A 17257-nucleotide genomic window follows, 5' to 3' on the forward strand; every position below is an offset into this window, starting at 1 on the left:
CTGATTCGGTGTCAGTCGGGCTTGACTTTTTCGTAGGTGATGTCTTTGCCGATGTACTTATTCCATTCGTCAACCGTCAGATTTCGCTTCACTTTTTTCAGCAATTCATTGTACAAATCCGCAGGGTTTACATTCCGGATGCGCACGGTTCGGTCGGCCCCAGCCGCCACCAGCCGTTTTCCATCGCCGGAAAACCGTACGGCCATCACCCAGGAATCAAAATCCTGAATTACAATAGGTTGCTGCTGATGAATGAGATTCCCCGCATCCCGGATCTGGATGGTCCAATCGGCACTGCAACTGGCCATCAGCTTTCCATCCGGCGAAAAAACAAGGTCGTTTACCGTCGATGAATGCCGCCCCGAGAGCAGACTCCCATTTTGGGCCAGATTCCCGCCCGTCATCTCCCAGGCATACAGCAACCCCGTCGACGTACCGGTTACCAGTTGCTGCCCATTCGTACTGAACGCCAGGGCGGTCACGCGGTCGCCTAGTTCCCGGCGCGTTAGAATCACCGGTTTTGCCGCCAGGTTTTGCGGATCGAAACGCAGCAACCGCCCGTTGCTCGATCCGCACAGCAACTGCTTTCCATCGGGCGACAGCCGGGCGCAGTAGATCGGCAGGGCCGTCTTCGTATTTTGCAACGAATCGAGCCGGTTGTCTACAAACTGCCAGCTGCGAAGCTGTCCGTCGGTGCTAATCGAAATCAGGCGCGAACCGTCGTTTGTGTTCAGCAACGACAACATGGGGCCGGTATGGGCTTTGACGGCCAAGGGTGCGTTTTGCGCACGGCTAATTTCCCAGCGGTACAGCATCCCTTTTTCGTTGCCGCCCCACACGGTTTTACCATCCGGACTGAACGCCACCGACCGGATGCCGTTCAGGTTCTGGCGCGGAGCCGCCAACGACTGCGGAGCCTGATCGGGGGTGTCGTAGGACCAGAGTTTGATGGTTCCGTCGTCGCTGCCCGACGCGATGACGTTCCGGCTTGCGCCCGGTTGCACGGCCAGCGCCCGGACAACATCCGTGTGCCGGCGCAAAACCGTACGGGTATTGGCGGCTTTCGAGAGCGCATTGAAGATATCCGGATTGTCGGGCAGTCCGCCGTTGCGGAGGTTCAGCTGATACGCTTCCAGGGCCAGCAGGGCGGGTAAATCGTCCTCGCTATTTTCGGCCATTTGCAGCGCCTGTAACGACAAGGTGCGGGCCACGGCTTTCCCCCGTTGCTGTTCGGCATACTGCTGGGAGCGCACCGCCACGGACCGCTGCGTTTCGGCGTCTTTCTGCGACAGTTCCGCCCGATTGCGTTGTTGTTCGGCTTCTCTGCGGGCCCCATCGGCCTGTTGTTTCTGGGCCACGGCCATTTGCCGGGCCGCTTCCGCTTCCTGGCGTTTCAGTTCGATGGTTTGTTGCCCCCGTACCGCAATGACCCGTTGTTCTTCCGTCAGGTGCCGCTGCTGCTCCGCCATAAGCTCCTGCTGTTCGGCGATTTTTTTCTGCGTAATGGCTTCCCGCGTTTGTTCTTCGGCGCGGTTTCGCTCAAACAACGCAATCTTTTTTTCGGCAATAGCCGCTTCTTCACTTTGTCGCGCCTGCGCCCGTAAAACCGCTGAGACAATCAGGAAAAAGAGCGAAACCAGCGAACCGATTCCGAGAAAAATAGCGAAAAACCGCGCCCGACGGAGTTCTCGCTTCTGCCGCTCCTCTTTGCTGCGAACGGCAAAATCATACTGATCACGACTGTATTCCAGAAAGTTAATCACCCGTTCCAGGTACGGATCATACCGGTTGGCCCAGCCGGGTGTCGGACGGTTTTCGGTCAGCCACTTCAGGCCAATCTGCAATTCCGGGTTGACCCACAGGCCCGTGCGCCCTTCGTGATACAGCGTGGCCGAGTTGCTCACCTGCCGATAAAACTTGGCCGAATCCACTTCCTCCTTCACCCAGGTATGAAGCCGGTCCCACAGGTGAATAAGTCGTTCGTGGCTCAGGTCAATGATCAGCCCGTCCTCGGTGTTCACCGTTGTGGATGGCGTCAGAAAGGCAACTTCCGGTTCCCGAAACCGGTTCAGGACGTTACATAATAAGCCACTGTCCAGCCCCGTCACGTTTTCCATGGCCCGCACCGATAGGGGTTGAACCAGACCGGTATTGCCCGCATTCAGGACGATCAGCGACTTAAATATTTTCTCGGTTACCAGTCGGCTCCGCTCGTCGGGCAGGTTCTCATAAACCTCTTCGGCGTGGACGGTAATCGCCTTCTGCATGGTGCCGATGGCTTCATAATCGCTCACTTCGATCTGATTACCCGAGGTGCGCTTTAGCTGCCAGTAGTTCCAGGTACGCATCAGCGCGTGTTGCAGAATCGGCAGTTGATCAACCTTTTCGCCAATGTCCGATAGCAAACGATCGATCAGCTCCTCCGAAATAGTGGCACCCATCACCTGCACCGGCGTTACGATGGCCTCCCGGACTTCGTCGCGGGTCATCTTGGGCAAGAGGTAATAGCCGTTGTTGATGGCTTCGGTAAGTCCCTCGTAATCGGTGCATTCGTCCAGATAATCCGAGCGCATGGTCAGCACCACGTAAACCGAGGACGAAGCATGATGACTCAGCGTCAGGATCAGGTTGATAAATTGCATGACTTCACCCTGATCCTCGTCTGCCTGGTGGTACCGGAAAAGCTCTTCAAACTGGTCGATTACCAGCAAAACATTGGTCTGCTTACACCAGTCCAGCAAGGCTACGGAATCAGTCCGCAGCCAGCGTTCCACTTCCTGCGGACTAAACCGTTCGGCAAAGGCATGATTCTGCCGACTAAACGTCTGATGCAGGCTCTGCGCCAGATTACGGATCGGCGTGGCTTCCGGATTAAAAAAAACCACCTGCCACGGGTCGTCGGTAGACGCTTTCAGGTTTCCGCTCACCAGCTCGGGAATAAGGCCGGCTTTGACCAGCGACGATTTTCCGCTGCCCGACGAACCGATAATTGCCAGAAAACGCGAATAGGCGAGTTTTTCCTTCAGGTTACGCAGTTGGCTTGTGCGCCCAAAGAACAGGTAGGCATCTTCCTGTTCAAAGCTCCGCAATCCGGGAAAAGGATTTGTATAGGTGATCTTATTGTATACCTCGACCATTCCGTAACCCGCCGTTAATTCGTACCTGCTTACTTTTCACCGATTCTGGAAATGAAAATGTTACGATTCCGGTTGTTGACAAACTCGTACCGAAACTCGTCAATACCGTTGATCGTCAAATAAATACCCATCCCTCCAATGGGTCGCTCTTCCAGCGGCTGGGTAAAGGTTTCTTCGCCGGGCAAATCGCGCTGGAGGGGATCAAACGGAGTGGCATCATCTTCCAGCGTCAGGATCAACTGCCCATCAGCCACCTCCGTAACCACATCGACTGAGCCGCTCCGCCCGGCCTCTTCGTAGCCATGAACAATGATATTGGTGGCTATTTCATCGATGGCAAGCATCAGATTGTAAGCGGCTTTTTTGGATAAACCGACCCGCTGCGCTTCTTCTTTGGCTACCTGACGGATGTCAGCCAGCGAATCAAGCGTACCCGGAAACGTTTTGCGTTCCATCGTTATCGAATTGAGAGTTGATACTGCTCAGCCAACGGGCTGATCGATTGGGACAGTGAAAGCTTATTCGCTGTATTGTGGCGGGTTGAAACGGCCGATGGCCGTCTGGTAAAAATCTGGAAACTCAGTACCCACCTTTAACCGTGCCACAGCCAGGCGAATACGCTCCCACCGGGCCGGACCCGAATGATCCGGCCTTAGAGGTACTGGTCCACAATGTTAATACTGTGGTGAAGACCGGTTTTTTCCAGCGTTTCCACCACCGATTCCTGCGGTTTTACCATATAAACCGCCAGGTGCGTACCCATTTTCTGCTTGGCAAAAATCAGGACCCGCAACCCCGCCGATGAGATAAAGGTCAGGTTTTCGACAAACAGCACGAGTTCATCCGGCTGTTCGACGGCCAGCCGTTCAATTTCTTTCTGAAACTCCCGGGCCGAGAGGGAATCGACTTCGCCGATCAGCGTGATTTTGGCTACTTTTTTGGCTTCTGCCAGTATTTGAAAGCTCATAGTTGATCTTTTTTTAGAATGACAACAGGATTATTTTCCAATCAGAATCACGATGCTGCGGGCACCCACCAGAAAATCGGTCTGGTTCTCGAGTTCGGGCTCCTGACCCACATCAAAACTATCCTCGCCGTACCCCATATCGGTATTGGCAACGAGGTGCCAGCGTTTGCCTTCGGGCAAGGCTGGCAATTCAAAATGCAACCCATTCCAGTACATATTCATGGCGACGTAGACCATGTCGTCCTTGACGATGCCCTGCTTGGCGTGGTCGCCACAGAGCAGAAACGCAAACGACCGACTCGACTCCGACCAGTCGCAGTTCCAGGCTTTGGTACCGTGGAAACTGATATCCGGAAAACCGCTGCTGGCGTAATCCCAGTACTGGAAAAAAGTCGGGCTGCGCAACACCGGATGGTGGCGTCGAAACTGAATCATGCGCCGGGCAAACTGGTACAGATCCGCATTTGCCTCCAGTTGCGACCAGTCGAACCAGTTCAGTTCGTTGTCCTGGCAATAGGTGTTGTTGTTCCCTTTCTGGGTCCGGCCCACCTCATCGCCCATGAGCACCATCGGAATACCCTGACTCACCATCAGAATGGCAAAGGCGTTCTTGACCTGCTTGTGGCGCAGGAAATTGATGGCCGGATCATCGGTTTCGCCCTCCCAGCCGCAGTTCCAGGAATTGTTGTCGTTGGCGCCGTCGTTGTTGTTTTCGCCGTTGGCCTCGTTATGCTTTTCGTTGTAGGCAAACAGATCGTACAGCGAAAAACCGTCGTGACAGGTGATGAAATTGATGCTGGCCGTCGGTCCGCGCTGGCTGTACAAATCCGGCGACCCGATGAGACGCTGCACCATTTCGCGAACCATACCCGACTCGCTTTTCAGGAACTTACGTGCCGAATCCCGGTATTTTCCGTTCCACTCTGCCCAGCGTCCGTAGGCTGGGAAGGACCCCACCTGGTACAAACCGCCCGCATCCCAGGCTTCGGCAATTAGTTTGCATTTGGCCAGAATCGGATCATACGCCAGCGATTCGAGCAGGGGCGGATTGCTCAGCGGGCTACCGTCCGGAGCGCGGCCCAGAATGGCGGCCAGATCGAAACGAAAACCGTCGATGTGGTAATCCGCGGCCCAATACCGCAGGCAGTCGAGCACCATGTTCCGCACGACCGGGTTGTTGCAATTCAGCGTATTGCCTGTTCCCGAAAAGTTGAAGTAATAGCCTTCCGGGGTGAGCATGTAATACGTTTTATTGTCGATGCCCCGGAACGAGATTGTATGCCCCCGGTGATCGCCCTCGGCCGTGTGGTTAAACACCACGTCAAGAATCACTTCGATGCCCGCTTTGTGCAGTTCCTTGATGAGCGTTTTGAGTTCATCGACCTGCATTCCGAACTTCCCTGTGGCTGCGTATCCGGCTTTGGGCGAGAAGAAGTTAACTGTACTGTAGCCCCAGTAATTCACCAGCACTTCGCCGGTTGTGGGGCTTTCGCGACTGTTTTCCCACTCGTCAAACTCGTAGATCGGCAGCAACTCGATGCAATTGATACCGAGTTCTTTCAGATACGGAATCTTCGCCCGGATGGCGCTGAACGTTCCCCGGTTCTTCACCCCGGAACTGGGGTGCTGGGTAAACCCGCGCACGTGCATTTCGTAGATCACCAGGTCTTCAATCGGCGTTTCGAGCGGGTGATCGTTTTCCCAGTCGAAGTCCTCGAAAGCCAGCCGCGAACGGTACGGATAGATGTTGTCCCAGTTCGGTTTGGCCAGCCAGGTGTCGCGCCCGCCGGTTACTTTGGCGTACGGATCGCTCAGGATTTTCGTCGGATCGAAGCGGTGGCCCTGGGCGGGGTTATACGGCCCGTCCATGCGATACCCATACTCAAGCCGTTCGTAGTCGAGTTCAAAGACGATCATGCAGTACACATTCCCGATCCGGAACTCATCGGGAATCGGAATTTCGGCAAACGGTTCGGCTTCGCCCCGCTCGAACAGCACCAGCGTGCAGGACGTGGCCGCGCTCGAATAGATGCTGAAGTTCACGCCGTTGGCAACCATCGTAGCCCCGAACGGCAGCGCGTGCCCGCGCCGGAACTTGATGCCCTGGTGTTCGTGGGTCGGGTAATAATCAATCCGGTTCTCGATCATGATCAGGCGGTTTTAAGGATAGTCAGCCCTTCGTCCAGCGTTTCAGCCAGGCTGAAGAAGGCCAGAAAACCCGTATTGGCCATGATGTCCTGGATTTCTTCGGAGGTTCCGACCAGCACGACTTTGCCGTTTTTGGCCTTAACCTGCCGGTAGATCATCAGCAGGACCCGCAACCCGGCACTGGACAGAAAATCGACGTTCGTTAGATCGATGATGACCTCACTTTGTCCCTGAATGGCCGTCAGTGCGGTTCGTTCGAAGTCGGGTGCGGTTTTGCTGTCGATGCTTCCGGTGGCCTCGATCAGGGTAATGGTATCAACTGTACTGGATGTTACATTCATGCCTTTAAACGTTAGGAGTGGCTTATTGAACCGGAGTCAGCAACACTTTGACGCGCACCTGCTGGTCGGTATCCGGCAGTTTCACCGTCAGGGCCTGGGCATCGAAATTCGCGTACGGCTGATCATCGATAAAGCATTCGCTGATGACGACACTGCCTTTGGGTAAAATGTCCGGCGAAACGTACAACAGGTTGTCCTTGAACGAATCCGGATACGGTTTGAAGTAGAAATAAGTCGGCTGCTTGGTAATCAACAGATTGATGTAAACCGTCGACAGGTAGCAAAGCTCGGTGCTGTGGTAGGCGCTCATCGAGTGGCTGCCCTTCAAGCGTTCGGTGCCCAGCAAGTACGGCATCCCGTTGGAGAATACGTTGAAGTAAACCCCGCCGTCGTCGGTATCGAGGAAGAACGCGTTGTAGAACGAAGCGGCTTCGCGAGCCTGCTTTTCGTACTCTTTATCGTCCAGCAAACCGTGCATAATCAGGTACGCCAGAATGGCCTGCTCCTGCTGCCACCAGGCTTTCCGGTCGTGCCACACAAACCGGTGGTATTTACCGCCCGCTTTGGATTCGCGTTCCACCACATCGTACCAGCCACCGCGCTGCTGATCGGAACCGACGGCGGGCATCAGTCCGGCAATTTTATTGGCAAATTCGAGGTATTCCGGTTTCGGATTCAGCGAATACATCCGCATCAGGTTCCAGGCAATCTTCAGGTTATGCCCCACCACGGCCCGGTTTTGCTGCCAGCCCCAGGTTTGGTCCTTGCTCCAGTCTTCCATGAATTTTTCCTGAACGAACGGGCTGTTCTCGTAGTCCGGGAAATACTTCGTAATGGTATCGAAGGTATATTCCAGAAAATCGGCGTATTTCTGCTCGCCCGTGGCCAGGTAAAGGTTCACCAGGTAAGCCGGTGCGTGGTCGCCCACGGAGTTCCAGTTTTTACGGGCTCGGTTGTGCGCCAGCGATTCGTCGCGCGGGTCGAGACCGATGGGGTCGATGTGTGAGAAATAGCCTTCTTTCTCGTTGTCTTTGAAGTATTTCTCGAACAGATCGATGGTTTTTTCAATGTCGAACAGGATCTTTTTATCCCCCGTGATCCGGAAAGTCTGGGTCGGTCCGGCCAGGGCATAAATCTGCTCGTACATCGGAATGGAGTAATAATCGTCCCCAAATTCGGACGTGAGCAGTTTGGTTTCCTTATCGCCGTCAACCTTCAAACCGTGGTACCAGTAAATGAGGTTATCGTCCTGATCGAAAAACCGCATGTGTTCGCGCAGGTACTCCGTTCCTTTCTCGGCCCCTTCCAGAAAGGCGTCGTTACCGGTCAGCATATACGCCGAGGCAAACCCGTAGATCATCCGGGAGATGGTATCGGTTTCCTGGAGGTAGTCACCTTTTTTGGCTCCGCCCAGGTGCAGCATCGTACGGTATTTCCGGTAATCAATGGATTCTTCCGGGTAGTTGAACTGCCATTTCAGGTAGCTTTTCGCAATGGAATTGATTTGCTGAATCCACCAGTCCTGGGTTTCGTGCCGGAATTCGAGCGGTTCCTTGCCGGGAAAAATCAGCCACTGGGCTTCAAACAGCGGTTCGTCGTTTTCCACACCGGGGTAAAACGTGCCGTAAGCGTGTACGTACTGCCCTTCCTGCGACAGCATTTCAAAGATCACGGCCGTGGCATCCTGGTAGCCCTCATCCAGATTCCGGACGCTGCGGGCGTAGGTGGTGGGAATCAGGTTCAGTTTAAACGAACGGCCATCGGATGTTTCGAGAAAAAAAGCCCGTTCTGACGGGATAAATTCGGTTACGTAACCCGAAATCGTATCCGAAAACGTAAAGTCAATACGCATGTTGGCCGTTTTGCCCAACTGTCCGTTGGTGCCTTGAGCCGGTTTTTCCACTTCGGTTTCCATAAAATTGGAGTGAGGTTTTGGAGTGAGATTGATGTCTTGCGTGATACGGAAAATCAGGCGTCCTGATCGGTATAGCCCTGACTGATTTCGACGATATTGCCGTCGGGGTCTTTGAGCCAGACGGTTTTCCAGCCCGGAATAAAATCGCTGAAATCGAGCGGCCCCAGCGTGATCTCGGCCGCGTCGCCCAGCGCCTGAACGGCTGCGCCGACATCGGTGACCTGAAAAGCCAGGTGCCGGACACCCGGATAATGCGGACCGTCGCCAGCCGGGGCCGGCAGGTTGGGCAGCTCGGCATCGGCCCGGAAAAGTTCCAGGTAGACCGACTGATCATTTTTCAAAAAAACGATCTCATTGTCTCCACCCAGCGGAACCACCCGCGCCCGACGGAAGCCAAAATGGGCGCTGTAAAACCGTTCGGTGCGGACGGGGTCGGCACACGACAGTGCGATGTGCGAAAAAAGCAGGTTAGCCATACAAGGGAGGTGAATTAATCGGCGAGTAGTTCAATGATCTTCCGGGCAAAAAGGTGGGCGTGTCCGCCGGATCGGCCTGTTACCAGATCGCCGTCGACCACCACATCCTCGTTGGTATAGAGGGCACCGTAGGCTTTGGCGTCGCCGATCAGGTTGTTATGGCACACCAGCCGCCGACCCTTCACCAGTTCCGTTGCGGGCGCCACCAGCCACAAACCGTGGCATATAATGCCTTTCAGAATCGATTTTTCGGCAAAAACCCGTTGTAGAAAAGCCGTGGCCGGGGGAATTTTGTCGACGTCTTCGGTATACCGCAACCGATCCGATACCATGCCCGAAGGCACGATAATGGCTGAATAACTACGCAATTCGTCGTCGGTGATCGACTCAAAACTTTCCCAGCAATCCATCGGGGCCCGGTATTCGTGGCCTTGAAACGTGATTCGTTCCTGCCCCCAGAGCCGCGTCAGAAAATGCAGTTCGGCCCCTTCTTCCGGGAAACGATATTTATAGTAAAAGATCTCGTTCTCGTAGTAATCGCTTTCCAGCAGAATACCGATTTTTTTTCCTGCGAGCTTCATAGCGGGCGGTTAAAAGGTTAGGAATCCCTCTCAGGCCAGTGAGCCATCGGGGTGTTGAACCATGCCCGCAAAGTGGATGGCAATCCGGCCGTCGCGCAGCACCCAGCTGTCGGCAAAGCGCATGTTGCTCTCGCCGTCGGCAGTGGTCATCGTGATCTGTTCGGTGATCATGAGCGTCTCGGGCGCTTCGGTTTCGGCCCAGAATACGATGTCGGTTTCCAGACCGTCGATGCCCAGAATCCCTTCCATGTGCTGGCGAATCTGCTCGCGTCCCTGGTAGATCAGCGGTTTTTTCATGAAGCTGCTGATCAGCAGCGCGTCGTCGGTGTATTGGTCGAGGAGGGCTTCGATGTTCTTGTCGAGAATATGCTGGATATGCTCCTTGTACATCTGCCCCAGTTTGCTATCGGGAACGTTTTTCATAGAGTTAAAAAAGAGGAAGGATGGGTTACCACGAATCCGGTTTTACATCTGGAAAAGCATTACATCGGACATGACCAGCGTTAGCGGCAGGCGGTAGTCCGGGTATTGTTGCTTGATCCGGTTGATCAGTTCTTCACCTTTCAGGCCCGCCAGCACCTGCTCTTTGGCAAATTCCAGGTAGGTGATCATGGTCGGGAAAATGGAGGCATCAGTGGGGTCGCCGTGGCCCGGAACGATTACATTGTAATTCTTCTCCTGAAAACCGCGTAACACCGCAATCCAGGCATCAAAGCAATAGTCGCCATCGGCGGTTTTTTCGCCGAAATAAGGGTAGGCACCGTTGTAAACCAGGTCCTGCGGCAGCAGAATACCGTAGTCCGGCAGTTCAATCACCAGGTTGACGGGCGCTTCCGTATCCGTTATTTTGATCAGATTCAGCGTCAAACCGTCGAAAACAAACTCCCCTTCGGCCAAAACCTGATCGGGCGTCACTTTTTCGGACGGAATCAGCGCAGCCGCTTTTTCGCCGTGAATGTTCCGGTGGTAGTTCAGGACAAAATCCGCCATCTGGTTGATCCGGTCGATAACGTCTGGCAGCGCATACAACGGATAATCCCGGAACGTGGCCGCGCCGAACCAGTGGTCGGGGTGGTAGTGCGAGATAATGACCCGGTCGAGCGGTTTGCCCAGACTTTCGATGTACGTCCGAAGTTCGTCGGCATGCGGTTTCAACTGAAGCGTATCGACCAGCAGCAGCTTCGTCGGGGTTTCGATCACCTGCGCGTTGACCAGTTCGCCGTCTTCGGGAGCCTGCACACAGTGGATCGTAAACGCATCGCGCTCAATGGTTTTTACCGAGAGGTACGTAAGGGTTTGGGTAAGCATGACGGTTTGGGAATAAAGATTCGTTCAGTATCCGTGAATTAGAGCGTAGCCGATCCTTCGTGGTATTTCAGATCGTCGACCACGTACCGGGTAATTACCGGCTGGTCGCCTTGCAGCTTCACCTGCCAGGTCTGGTAGGCATCGGCCACGATGCGCTTGCTGGTGGCTTCGGGCGCATTCCAGACGCTAGCTTCCCACTGCACAATGACCTTCACCTCGGCCTGATCGCCCTGAATCGTGGGCGTTACTTCTTTCAGGGTATGCACCTCATCGAAAAAGATCCGGATGACCCGCTGAAACCAGCCTTCAAACCCGGCCCATCCGGTTATGGTTGCTTCGGGAAATACCATTTCCAGTTCTTCATCCGCCAGCAGTGGAAGCAGTTCCACCATCGGCGCATGAACGTCTAATTTTTTATACCATACATCGGCCAGAGCCGTAATGGCTTCTTGTGTCAGTTGCTGTGACATCGTCTCAGTGAACGGTTTTCAGTGAAAAATAGAATGACAGGAGCCGCCCGGATCAGCTTACTGACCGCAGGCAACACTCACGAGGTCAGGGTTGGAATCACCCGCCAGGACTAAATCAATCAGGAACGGTTTATCGTCGGCCAGCATCCGCTCGATGGCGGGCTGAATCTCCTCCACCTTCTCGACGCGCACGGCATCTACGCCCATTGCCCGGGCCAGCTGATCGAACTGAATCGCCGGATACGAAAGGTCAAAACTCAACGGAAAGGCATGTTCGGCAATGGTTCGCTCCTTCCAGTACTGGCTGATATTGAGCTGGAGCAGCTTGTACGATCCGTTATTGCAGACGACAAACTTGGCCCCGGTTTTGTGTCGAACGGCCGACCAGAGCGTCTGAATCGTGTACATGCTTCCACCATCGCCCGAGAAACCAATGACGGTTTTGGACGGATCGACCATTTTAACCCCGATTGCGCCGGGAAAACCAACGCCCAGCGAACCGCCCCGCGTAATGAAATAGCTACCGGGCTGTTGCGGAGGAATAAACCGCTGCAAACCGGGCGAACTCGTCAGGGCCTCGTCGAAGATGACCACATCGGACGGCACATACCGCGCCAGCACTTCGGCGAAGTGTTCCATTGTGAGGGCACTTCCTTCGGCGGGCGGAGCGGGAGCCGCTTTCCCGGCTTTGGCTTCCGAAAGCTGCCGGATTCGCTCGCTGACTGCCTGCCGCTGCTCCGGGCTCAACCGGCGTTCCAGCGCATCGGCCAAAAGCTGTAACGAGAGTTTGGGGTCGCTGATAACACCCAGGTCAACGCGGTGATTCTTAGCGATTTCGTAGCCATCCAGATCCATATGAATGACCTTTGAACCCGCTTTGTAAATATCGTCCAGCCGCGGAAAAACCTCCGGTACCATGTAGGTTCCCACGATCAGGTTCACATCCCCCTGGCTGGTCATCGGGTAGCTGTAGTCGCCAAACATGTGGCCGGTCGTACCCTGATACAGCGGGTGGGTATTGTCCATAAACACATCCCCGAAATCAACACCGTACACCTTCGCACCGAGCAGTTCGGCCACGCGGGTCAGTTCGGCATTGGCGCCCGAATACGCTACACCGTCACCGGCAAAGAGCACCGGCGTTTCGGCATCTGCCAGCCATTCGGCGGCCTGTTCGATCAGTTTCGCTTCGGGCGCGACCCGGGTCGACGGCAGACTCGTCGGAAAAACCGGCTCGTCGTTCAGTTCATCGAGTACATCCATCGGCAGACAGACGTAAACCGGTCCCATCGGGGGCGTGGCGGCTATTTTGATGGCCCGGCGAAGCGTCCGTAACAGCGACTTCGACGAATGCACCAGCGTGGCATATTTGGTGACGGGTTCCATCATGGCCACCAGATCGTTCGCCATCTGGGCGTCCATGTTCATGTACTGTAAGCCCGCATCGGCACCAATAACCACCAGCGGAGCGTGCCCCCGTTTGGCCTGGTACAAAGCCCCCACGGCGTTGCCGATTCCCGGCGAGCTGTGCAACTGCACGAGCGTCGGTTTTTGGGTAGCCCGGGCGTAGCCGTCGGCCATCATCACCGCAATGGATTCCTGCAACGTCAGGATGTACTTCATGTCAGGATATTCCGACACCGCGTCCAGGAAGCCCTGTTCAACCGTGCCGGGATTTCCAAACATATGGGTCATCCCATCGGCCAGAAACTGCTCGATGATTTTCTGATTACCCGTTTTACCAGCCATACCGTTTCACGCCCTGATCCAATACCGCAACAAACTGGTCGCCAAATTCAAATGCACATTGCAGCGACCGGGCCGTAATGAACGGGTAATCCACAATGACGGAGGTTTCCTTGCCAAAATTTCCGTGGTATTGCCCTTCTGGTCCGACTGCATCCGCCAGGATGTATTCCAGGCAATATGGCGGTGGTCCCATGTTCAGGTCGGTATGCAGAAACCCGGTTCCATCGTGGTAATCATACTCAATACAGTGTCCAGTGACGTGTTTTCCGCGAATAATGGAGATCCGTTCGTTGAAATCGCGGGCAAAAACCAGGGGCGCAACGCCGTAGCAAATGGCGCCAATCGGCATATTTTTCTTATAAAAAGCCAAGATAATGTCGTGTACCCGCTGGTTATTCACCATATCGATAATCGGGCCACTGCCGCCCACCACGAGCAGGGCAGCGTATTCTTCCGTCAGTTTTTCCTGCGCAACTTTGACGTCGGCGAAATACTTTTCAAACTCCCGCAGAAAGTTAGGGACCGAAAAATAAGGGCGCTCCGGAATGATTTCCGACATATTAATCCGCTCGTCCAGCCGGTTCGATGCTTCGAAGGCCTTCACCATTTCGGCGGCCTGCGGAGTGGTTACGGCAATCCCTAACGGAGGATCAATATACGTCGTATCATAGCTGGGTGGCAGCGCTTCGGCTTTCTTGCCTGTAGGGGTAATAAATTCAACGGTGTAGCCCGCTTCTTCCAGTTTGGTCAAGGGAGCGACCAATTCAATCCCCCAATAGCCGTATTCCGACAGAATGGCTAAAATTTTCTTTGACATAAGAAGAACTATTTCGATTAAAAAAGAGTGAAAGGCACGCAGCACACAACAGACTCTGCACACCATAGGCAGCGACTGCCAGGATTAATAAGACTGGAGAAATACTAGTTAACCAACAAAAAATAGTAGGGAGAATCTAGGATTCTGGAGGACGGACAGTTCATAATGAAAGAGGATTTAGGTGTATGCTTTCGAAATATTACCTTTCAAAGGTAAGCTATCACTTTCCTCTTTCGAAAAATATGTCGCAAACGACAGAGCCAAAGGAGCCAACGACCGGCTTTTGGGTGTGAGAATAATTTGGAGACGTTAGCGCATTAGAAAATGCTGAATAAATTCATCTTTATACACCCGGCCCAGCGGAATAACGTGACCGGCAATCTGGACTTCATAGTCGTTGAAGGCTTCAACCCTTAGCAGGTTAACCGCATACGACCGGTGCACCCGAACGAAGGAAAGATTGGACAGCCGTTGCAGCAATACTGCCAATGATATCCGCAGGACAAACTTGCGGTCGGGTGTAACGACCGTTGTGTATTTATCTTCGGCTTCTATATATAGAAGCTCGCTCTGATAAATGCGTACAAAATAGTAATTCTGCTTCAGGAAAATATTATCCCCGATTTGCAGAATCGTTTCACCGTCGCGTACCTGATTCGTCGGAATTGCTGGTGGTGCGCTTTCGGACTTCTCCGGTGTAGATCGGACGGCAAAGTTACTCAGGGCAATTTCGATGGCAATCCGCAGATTGTCAATGGTAACGGGTTTGGTCAGATAGGCCGCAGGCATGGTCACTTTCGCTTGTTCCAGCGTACCACGATCGGTCAGAGCCGAAAGATAGATAACCGGCACGGGGCGGTGGGCCACCATCTGCCGGGCTGTTTCAATCCCGTTCCAGTCGCCCTTCAGATTGATATCGCAAATCACAATGTCGACCGTTTCCTGCTGGAAGAGTGCCAGGGCCCGATGGCCAGTTGACGCTGTTCCGGCAATGGAATAGCCTTCTTGCTCTAGTTTTACACAAAGATCTAGGGCCAGAATGGCTTCGTCTTCGACAATCAAAATTGTAACGGGCTGGACTGAAGTAGCTTCCATTAGGATTATGTTTGACACTACTATTATTTCCAATTTGTAGTGCCTTCTGTGTCAACAAGGCTGTAAGGCGTGATTGACACTAAATTACTATCAAATAGGTATAAATCATAAGTAAAGGTATAATTATCAGACTAATAAATTACCTTTCCCTTGTAAAACAATTTGTTTACAACCTGATAAAATAATAGTGCTATACCCTTTACCAATAGTCTTAGCCCCAAAGCCAGTACTATTTCTACTAGATCAGGTTTGGTATGATTCGTGTTTAATTTCTGAATTACCGCATACTTATATTATGGCCCTTTTTATGCGGCTTGTCATCGGCCAACGGCTATCCATGTGTATCTTTCGAAAATAGATAAATTCATATCGTTGATTAAATTATTGACATTATAAGTCTGATCAAACTGCCGCAACCCAGACATCGTTTTTGTAACTCATTATAATGAATCTTAAACTATTCCTTTCTTTAGCCATAGCTATCTTACCCATTCAGGGTATAGCACAAACCGATTTCCTGCCTGACTCACTCCGTCACGCTCCAGATTCGGTCAAAACCTGGACTCTCCGGGAAATTGGTGATTCTTTAATCTTTGCTGGGCAGATTACAACGGCCAAACAGGCTTTTGTGCAAGCTCTGGCTATTGCCCAGAAATCCGGCCGGCCCGCCGATATCGGTTTGGGTTATCGGGGTATGGGCTACTGGCACTCCAATGTGGGTGAATATGATCAGGCCGTTACCTGGTACCAGAAGGCATTACACCAATTCGAGCAGCAGCAGCGTACGCGGCAATACATTAAAACTTTAAGTTACATCATATTTTGTTACACCCGGCTCCATCAGGACAAGCAGGCGCTGTATTATATCAAAAAGGGGATTTCCATGGCTAGTAAAGAAGGCTATACGGATCTGCTGATTGCTTTCTACAATGGGTATGCGGTTTACGCCGACCAACACAAGCAGTTTAAGGAAGCGCTGCAGTACCGCAAAAAGATTCTGACCTACTGGAAGGAAAAGAAAGCCTGGCAGGAATACTACATTTCTCTTTTTAATATGGGATTGTTGTATAAAAATATGAAAGAATACCATCGTTCGGAACAGGCCTTCCGGGAAACGCTGGCCTACACCCAACGGGTTCATGACACGTATTTGAAGGGATATGTGCTGGCGGGTATACCATACGCCCTGATTCCGCTGGGCAAATTGGATGAAGCCGAAAATTTCTGCCAACAGGCTATTGACTGGATCGATAAAACCAATACAGAAAAACACGCCCTGCTTGTCGACATTAATGATCATCTGGGCCGAATTGAGGAAAAGCGAGGTAATTTTCAAAAGGCCCTAATGTATTACCGACGTCAGGTGGTCCATAAAGACAGTGTTTTTAATGCCGAAAAGATCAAGCAGGTCAATGAACTGGAAGCCCGCTACCAGAACCGAGAAAAAGAAGAACAGATTCGCCAGTTGGCAGAAACCAACGCCCGCCAGACCCGCCAGATCTGGATAGGCTCGGGGGGCGTAACAATTTTGCTGATTCTGCTGGGCACTTTATATCATCTTTACCGGCGCATCGGCCAGAGTCGGCAGAAAATTCGGCAACAGTCAGAGCAATTGACCTTGATGATGAAGGAACTCCACCATCGGGTCAAGAATAACTTAGCGATTGTCTCCAGCCTACTTTCGCTTCAGGCAACGCACCTGAAAGACGAGAATGCTCTGGAAGCCGTTCGGGTCAGTCACCAGCGGGTCGAAGCCATGTCGCTCATTCACCAGCGGCTCTACCAGACAGAGGAAGTCACCACCATTGATATGCAGGCTTATCTGACCGATTTGACCTATGGGCTGATGAAAGCCTACGGTTATCAGCCAACGGAGTTTGATCTCCAACTGGATATCCAGGTGATCAATCTGGATGTGGATGTGGCAACTCCCATCGGCCTGATTGCTAACGAACTTATAACAAACTCGTTTAAACACGCTTTTCCAGGCATCCCCCATCCTAGGCTAGTTATTAAACTGGATTCAATTCCTGGAGCTGCACTACCTGGGGTAACGCTGGAAGTACACGACAACGGACCGGGCATTGAAACTCGTAACTGGCAGAAACTCGACCGGCGTAGTTCGTTTGGTAAGCAACTGGTCGTTATGCTTACTGACCAGATGGAAGGTAAGCTAGAATTGTTCCAGCAAAATGGTGCTTTATTCCGGTTGTCTGTTCCGCAAACTCGCTTGTCAGCGTAGAAGAGTTTGAC

At 53.0% G+C, this 17257-nt stretch carries 15 protein-coding genes; 1 reads left to right on the forward strand and 14 read right to left on the reverse strand.

Translation table 11 applies throughout. The features are described from left to right. Positions 1-11: 11 nt before the first annotated feature. The 14 genes from LX87_RS23260 to LX87_RS23325 form a co-directional block, all read right to left on the reverse strand. A complete protein-coding gene (locus LX87_RS23260; RefSeq protein ID WP_111630700.1) occupies positions 12-3137 on the reverse strand; it encodes a WD40 repeat domain-containing protein in 3126 nt (1041 codons plus the stop codon). A gap of 29 nt (positions 3138-3166) precedes the next feature. Next, the gene (locus LX87_RS23265) at positions 3167-3592 is read right to left on the reverse strand and encodes an ATP-binding protein (protein ID WP_111630701.1); all 426 of its coding nucleotides are present in this window, start codon (positions 3590-3592) and stop codon (positions 3167-3169) included. A 197-nt stretch (positions 3593-3789) separates the two neighbouring features. Then, positions 3790-4104 carry an STAS domain-containing protein gene (locus LX87_RS23270; protein ID WP_111630702.1) on the reverse strand — a complete coding sequence of 105 codons (315 nt, stop codon included), beginning with the start codon at positions 4102-4104 and terminating at the stop codon, positions 3790-3792. Between the two features lie 30 nt (positions 4105-4134). After that, positions 4135-6252 carry a glycogen debranching protein GlgX gene (gene glgX / locus LX87_RS23275; RefSeq protein WP_111630703.1) on the reverse strand — a complete coding sequence of 706 codons (2118 nt, stop codon included), beginning with the start codon at positions 6250-6252 and terminating at the stop codon, positions 4135-4137. Between the two features lie 2 nt (positions 6253-6254). Further along, positions 6255-6593, reverse strand: coding sequence for an STAS domain-containing protein (locus LX87_RS23280; RefSeq protein WP_111630704.1), 339 nt, complete (start codon positions 6591-6593; stop codon positions 6255-6257). Between the two features lie 22 nt (positions 6594-6615). Continuing rightward, complete coding sequence (locus tag LX87_RS23285; protein ID WP_111630705.1) at positions 6616-8508, reverse strand: AGE family epimerase/isomerase; 1893 nt, start codon at positions 8506-8508, stop codon at positions 6616-6618. Between the two features lie 53 nt (positions 8509-8561). After that, a complete protein-coding gene (locus LX87_RS23290) occupies positions 8562-8984 on the reverse strand; it encodes a VOC family protein (protein WP_111630706.1) in 423 nt (140 codons plus the stop codon). Positions 8985-8998: 14 nt separating this feature from the next. After that, on the reverse strand, positions 8999-9565 hold the full coding sequence (locus LX87_RS23295; protein ID WP_111630707.1) for a DJ-1/PfpI family protein: 567 nt from the start codon (positions 9563-9565) through the stop codon (positions 8999-9001). A 30-nt stretch (positions 9566-9595) separates the two neighbouring features. Continuing rightward, positions 9596-9988 (reverse strand): nuclear transport factor 2 family protein, encoded by a 393-nt coding sequence (locus LX87_RS23300; protein ID WP_111630708.1) that lies wholly within the window; start codon positions 9986-9988, stop codon positions 9596-9598. Positions 9989-10030: 42 nt separating this feature from the next. Continuing rightward, on the reverse strand, positions 10031-10873 hold the full coding sequence (locus tag LX87_RS23305) for an MBL fold metallo-hydrolase (protein WP_111630709.1): 843 nt from the start codon (positions 10871-10873) through the stop codon (positions 10031-10033). Between the two features lie 38 nt (positions 10874-10911). Next, on the reverse strand, positions 10912-11343 hold the full coding sequence (locus tag LX87_RS23310; protein WP_111630710.1) for a hypothetical protein: 432 nt from the start codon (positions 11341-11343) through the stop codon (positions 10912-10914). Between the two features lie 57 nt (positions 11344-11400). After that, positions 11401-13092 carry a thiamine pyrophosphate-binding protein gene (locus LX87_RS23315; RefSeq protein WP_111630711.1) on the reverse strand — a complete coding sequence of 564 codons (1692 nt, stop codon included), beginning with the start codon at positions 13090-13092 and terminating at the stop codon, positions 11401-11403. Further along, complete coding sequence (locus tag LX87_RS23320) at positions 13082-13909, reverse strand: type 1 glutamine amidotransferase domain-containing protein (RefSeq protein ID WP_111630712.1); 828 nt, start codon at positions 13907-13909, stop codon at positions 13082-13084. The genes LX87_RS23315 and LX87_RS23320 overlap by 11 nt, the downstream gene beginning before the upstream one ends. Before the next feature lie 309 nt (positions 13910-14218). Continuing rightward, positions 14219-15004, reverse strand: coding sequence for a response regulator (locus LX87_RS23325; RefSeq protein ID WP_111630713.1), 786 nt, complete (start codon positions 15002-15004; stop codon positions 14219-14221). 445 nt (positions 15005-15449) lie between these two features. On the opposite strand from LX87_RS23325, the gene LX87_RS23330 reads away from it, so the two are divergent. Then, positions 15450-17246, forward strand: coding sequence for a histidine kinase dimerization/phosphoacceptor domain -containing protein (locus LX87_RS23330; RefSeq protein ID WP_111630714.1), 1797 nt, complete (start codon positions 15450-15452; stop codon positions 17244-17246). The last annotated feature ends 11 nt before the right edge of the window (positions 17247-17257 follow it).

This window comes from Larkinella arboricola (assembly GCF_003259745.1).
GTDB classification, from domain to species: Bacteria; Bacteroidota; Bacteroidia; order Cytophagales; family Spirosomataceae; genus Larkinella; species Larkinella arboricola.

What these genes read in the sequence shown, in the direction of transcription:
- LX87_RS23260 (WP_111630700.1), bottom strand. Translation starts at nt 3,137, where the DNA reads ATGGTCGAGGTATACAATAAGATCACCTATACAAATCCTTTTCCCGGA.
- LX87_RS23265 (WP_111630701.1), bottom strand. Translation starts at nt 3,592, where the DNA reads ATGGAACGCAAAACGTTTCCGGGTACGCTTGATTCGCTGGCTGACATC.
- LX87_RS23270 (WP_111630702.1), bottom strand. Translation starts at nt 4,104, where the DNA reads ATGAGCTTTCAAATACTGGCAGAAGCCAAAAAAGTAGCCAAAATCACG.
- glgX (WP_111630703.1), bottom strand. Translation starts at nt 6,252, where the DNA reads ATGATCGAGAACCGGATTGATTATTACCCGACCCACGAACACCAGGGC.
- LX87_RS23280 (WP_111630704.1), bottom strand. Translation starts at nt 6,593, where the DNA reads ATGAATGTAACATCCAGTACAGTTGATACCATTACCCTGATCGAGGCC.
- LX87_RS23285 (WP_111630705.1), bottom strand. Translation starts at nt 8,508, where the DNA reads ATGGAAACCGAAGTGGAAAAACCGGCTCAAGGCACCAACGGACAGTTG.
- LX87_RS23290 (WP_111630706.1), bottom strand. Translation starts at nt 8,984, where the DNA reads ATGGCTAACCTGCTTTTTTCGCACATCGCACTGTCGTGTGCCGACCCC.
- LX87_RS23295 (WP_111630707.1), bottom strand. Translation starts at nt 9,565, where the DNA reads ATGAAGCTCGCAGGAAAAAAAATCGGTATTCTGCTGGAAAGCGATTAC.
- LX87_RS23300 (WP_111630708.1), bottom strand. Translation starts at nt 9,988, where the DNA reads ATGAAAAACGTTCCCGATAGCAAACTGGGGCAGATGTACAAGGAGCAT.
- LX87_RS23305 (WP_111630709.1), bottom strand. Translation starts at nt 10,873, where the DNA reads ATGCTTACCCAAACCCTTACGTACCTCTCGGTAAAAACCATTGAGCGC.
- LX87_RS23310 (WP_111630710.1), bottom strand. Translation starts at nt 11,343, where the DNA reads ATGTCACAGCAACTGACACAAGAAGCCATTACGGCTCTGGCCGATGTA.
- LX87_RS23315 (WP_111630711.1), bottom strand. Translation starts at nt 13,092, where the DNA reads ATGGCTGGTAAAACGGGTAATCAGAAAATCATCGAGCAGTTTCTGGCC.
- LX87_RS23320 (WP_111630712.1), bottom strand. Translation starts at nt 13,909, where the DNA reads ATGTCAAAGAAAATTTTAGCCATTCTGTCGGAATACGGCTATTGGGGG.
- LX87_RS23325 (WP_111630713.1), bottom strand. Translation starts at nt 15,004, where the DNA reads ATGGAAGCTACTTCAGTCCAGCCCGTTACAATTTTGATTGTCGAAGAC.
- LX87_RS23330 (WP_111630714.1), top strand. Translation starts at nt 15,450, where the DNA reads ATGAATCTTAAACTATTCCTTTCTTTAGCCATAGCTATCTTACCCATT.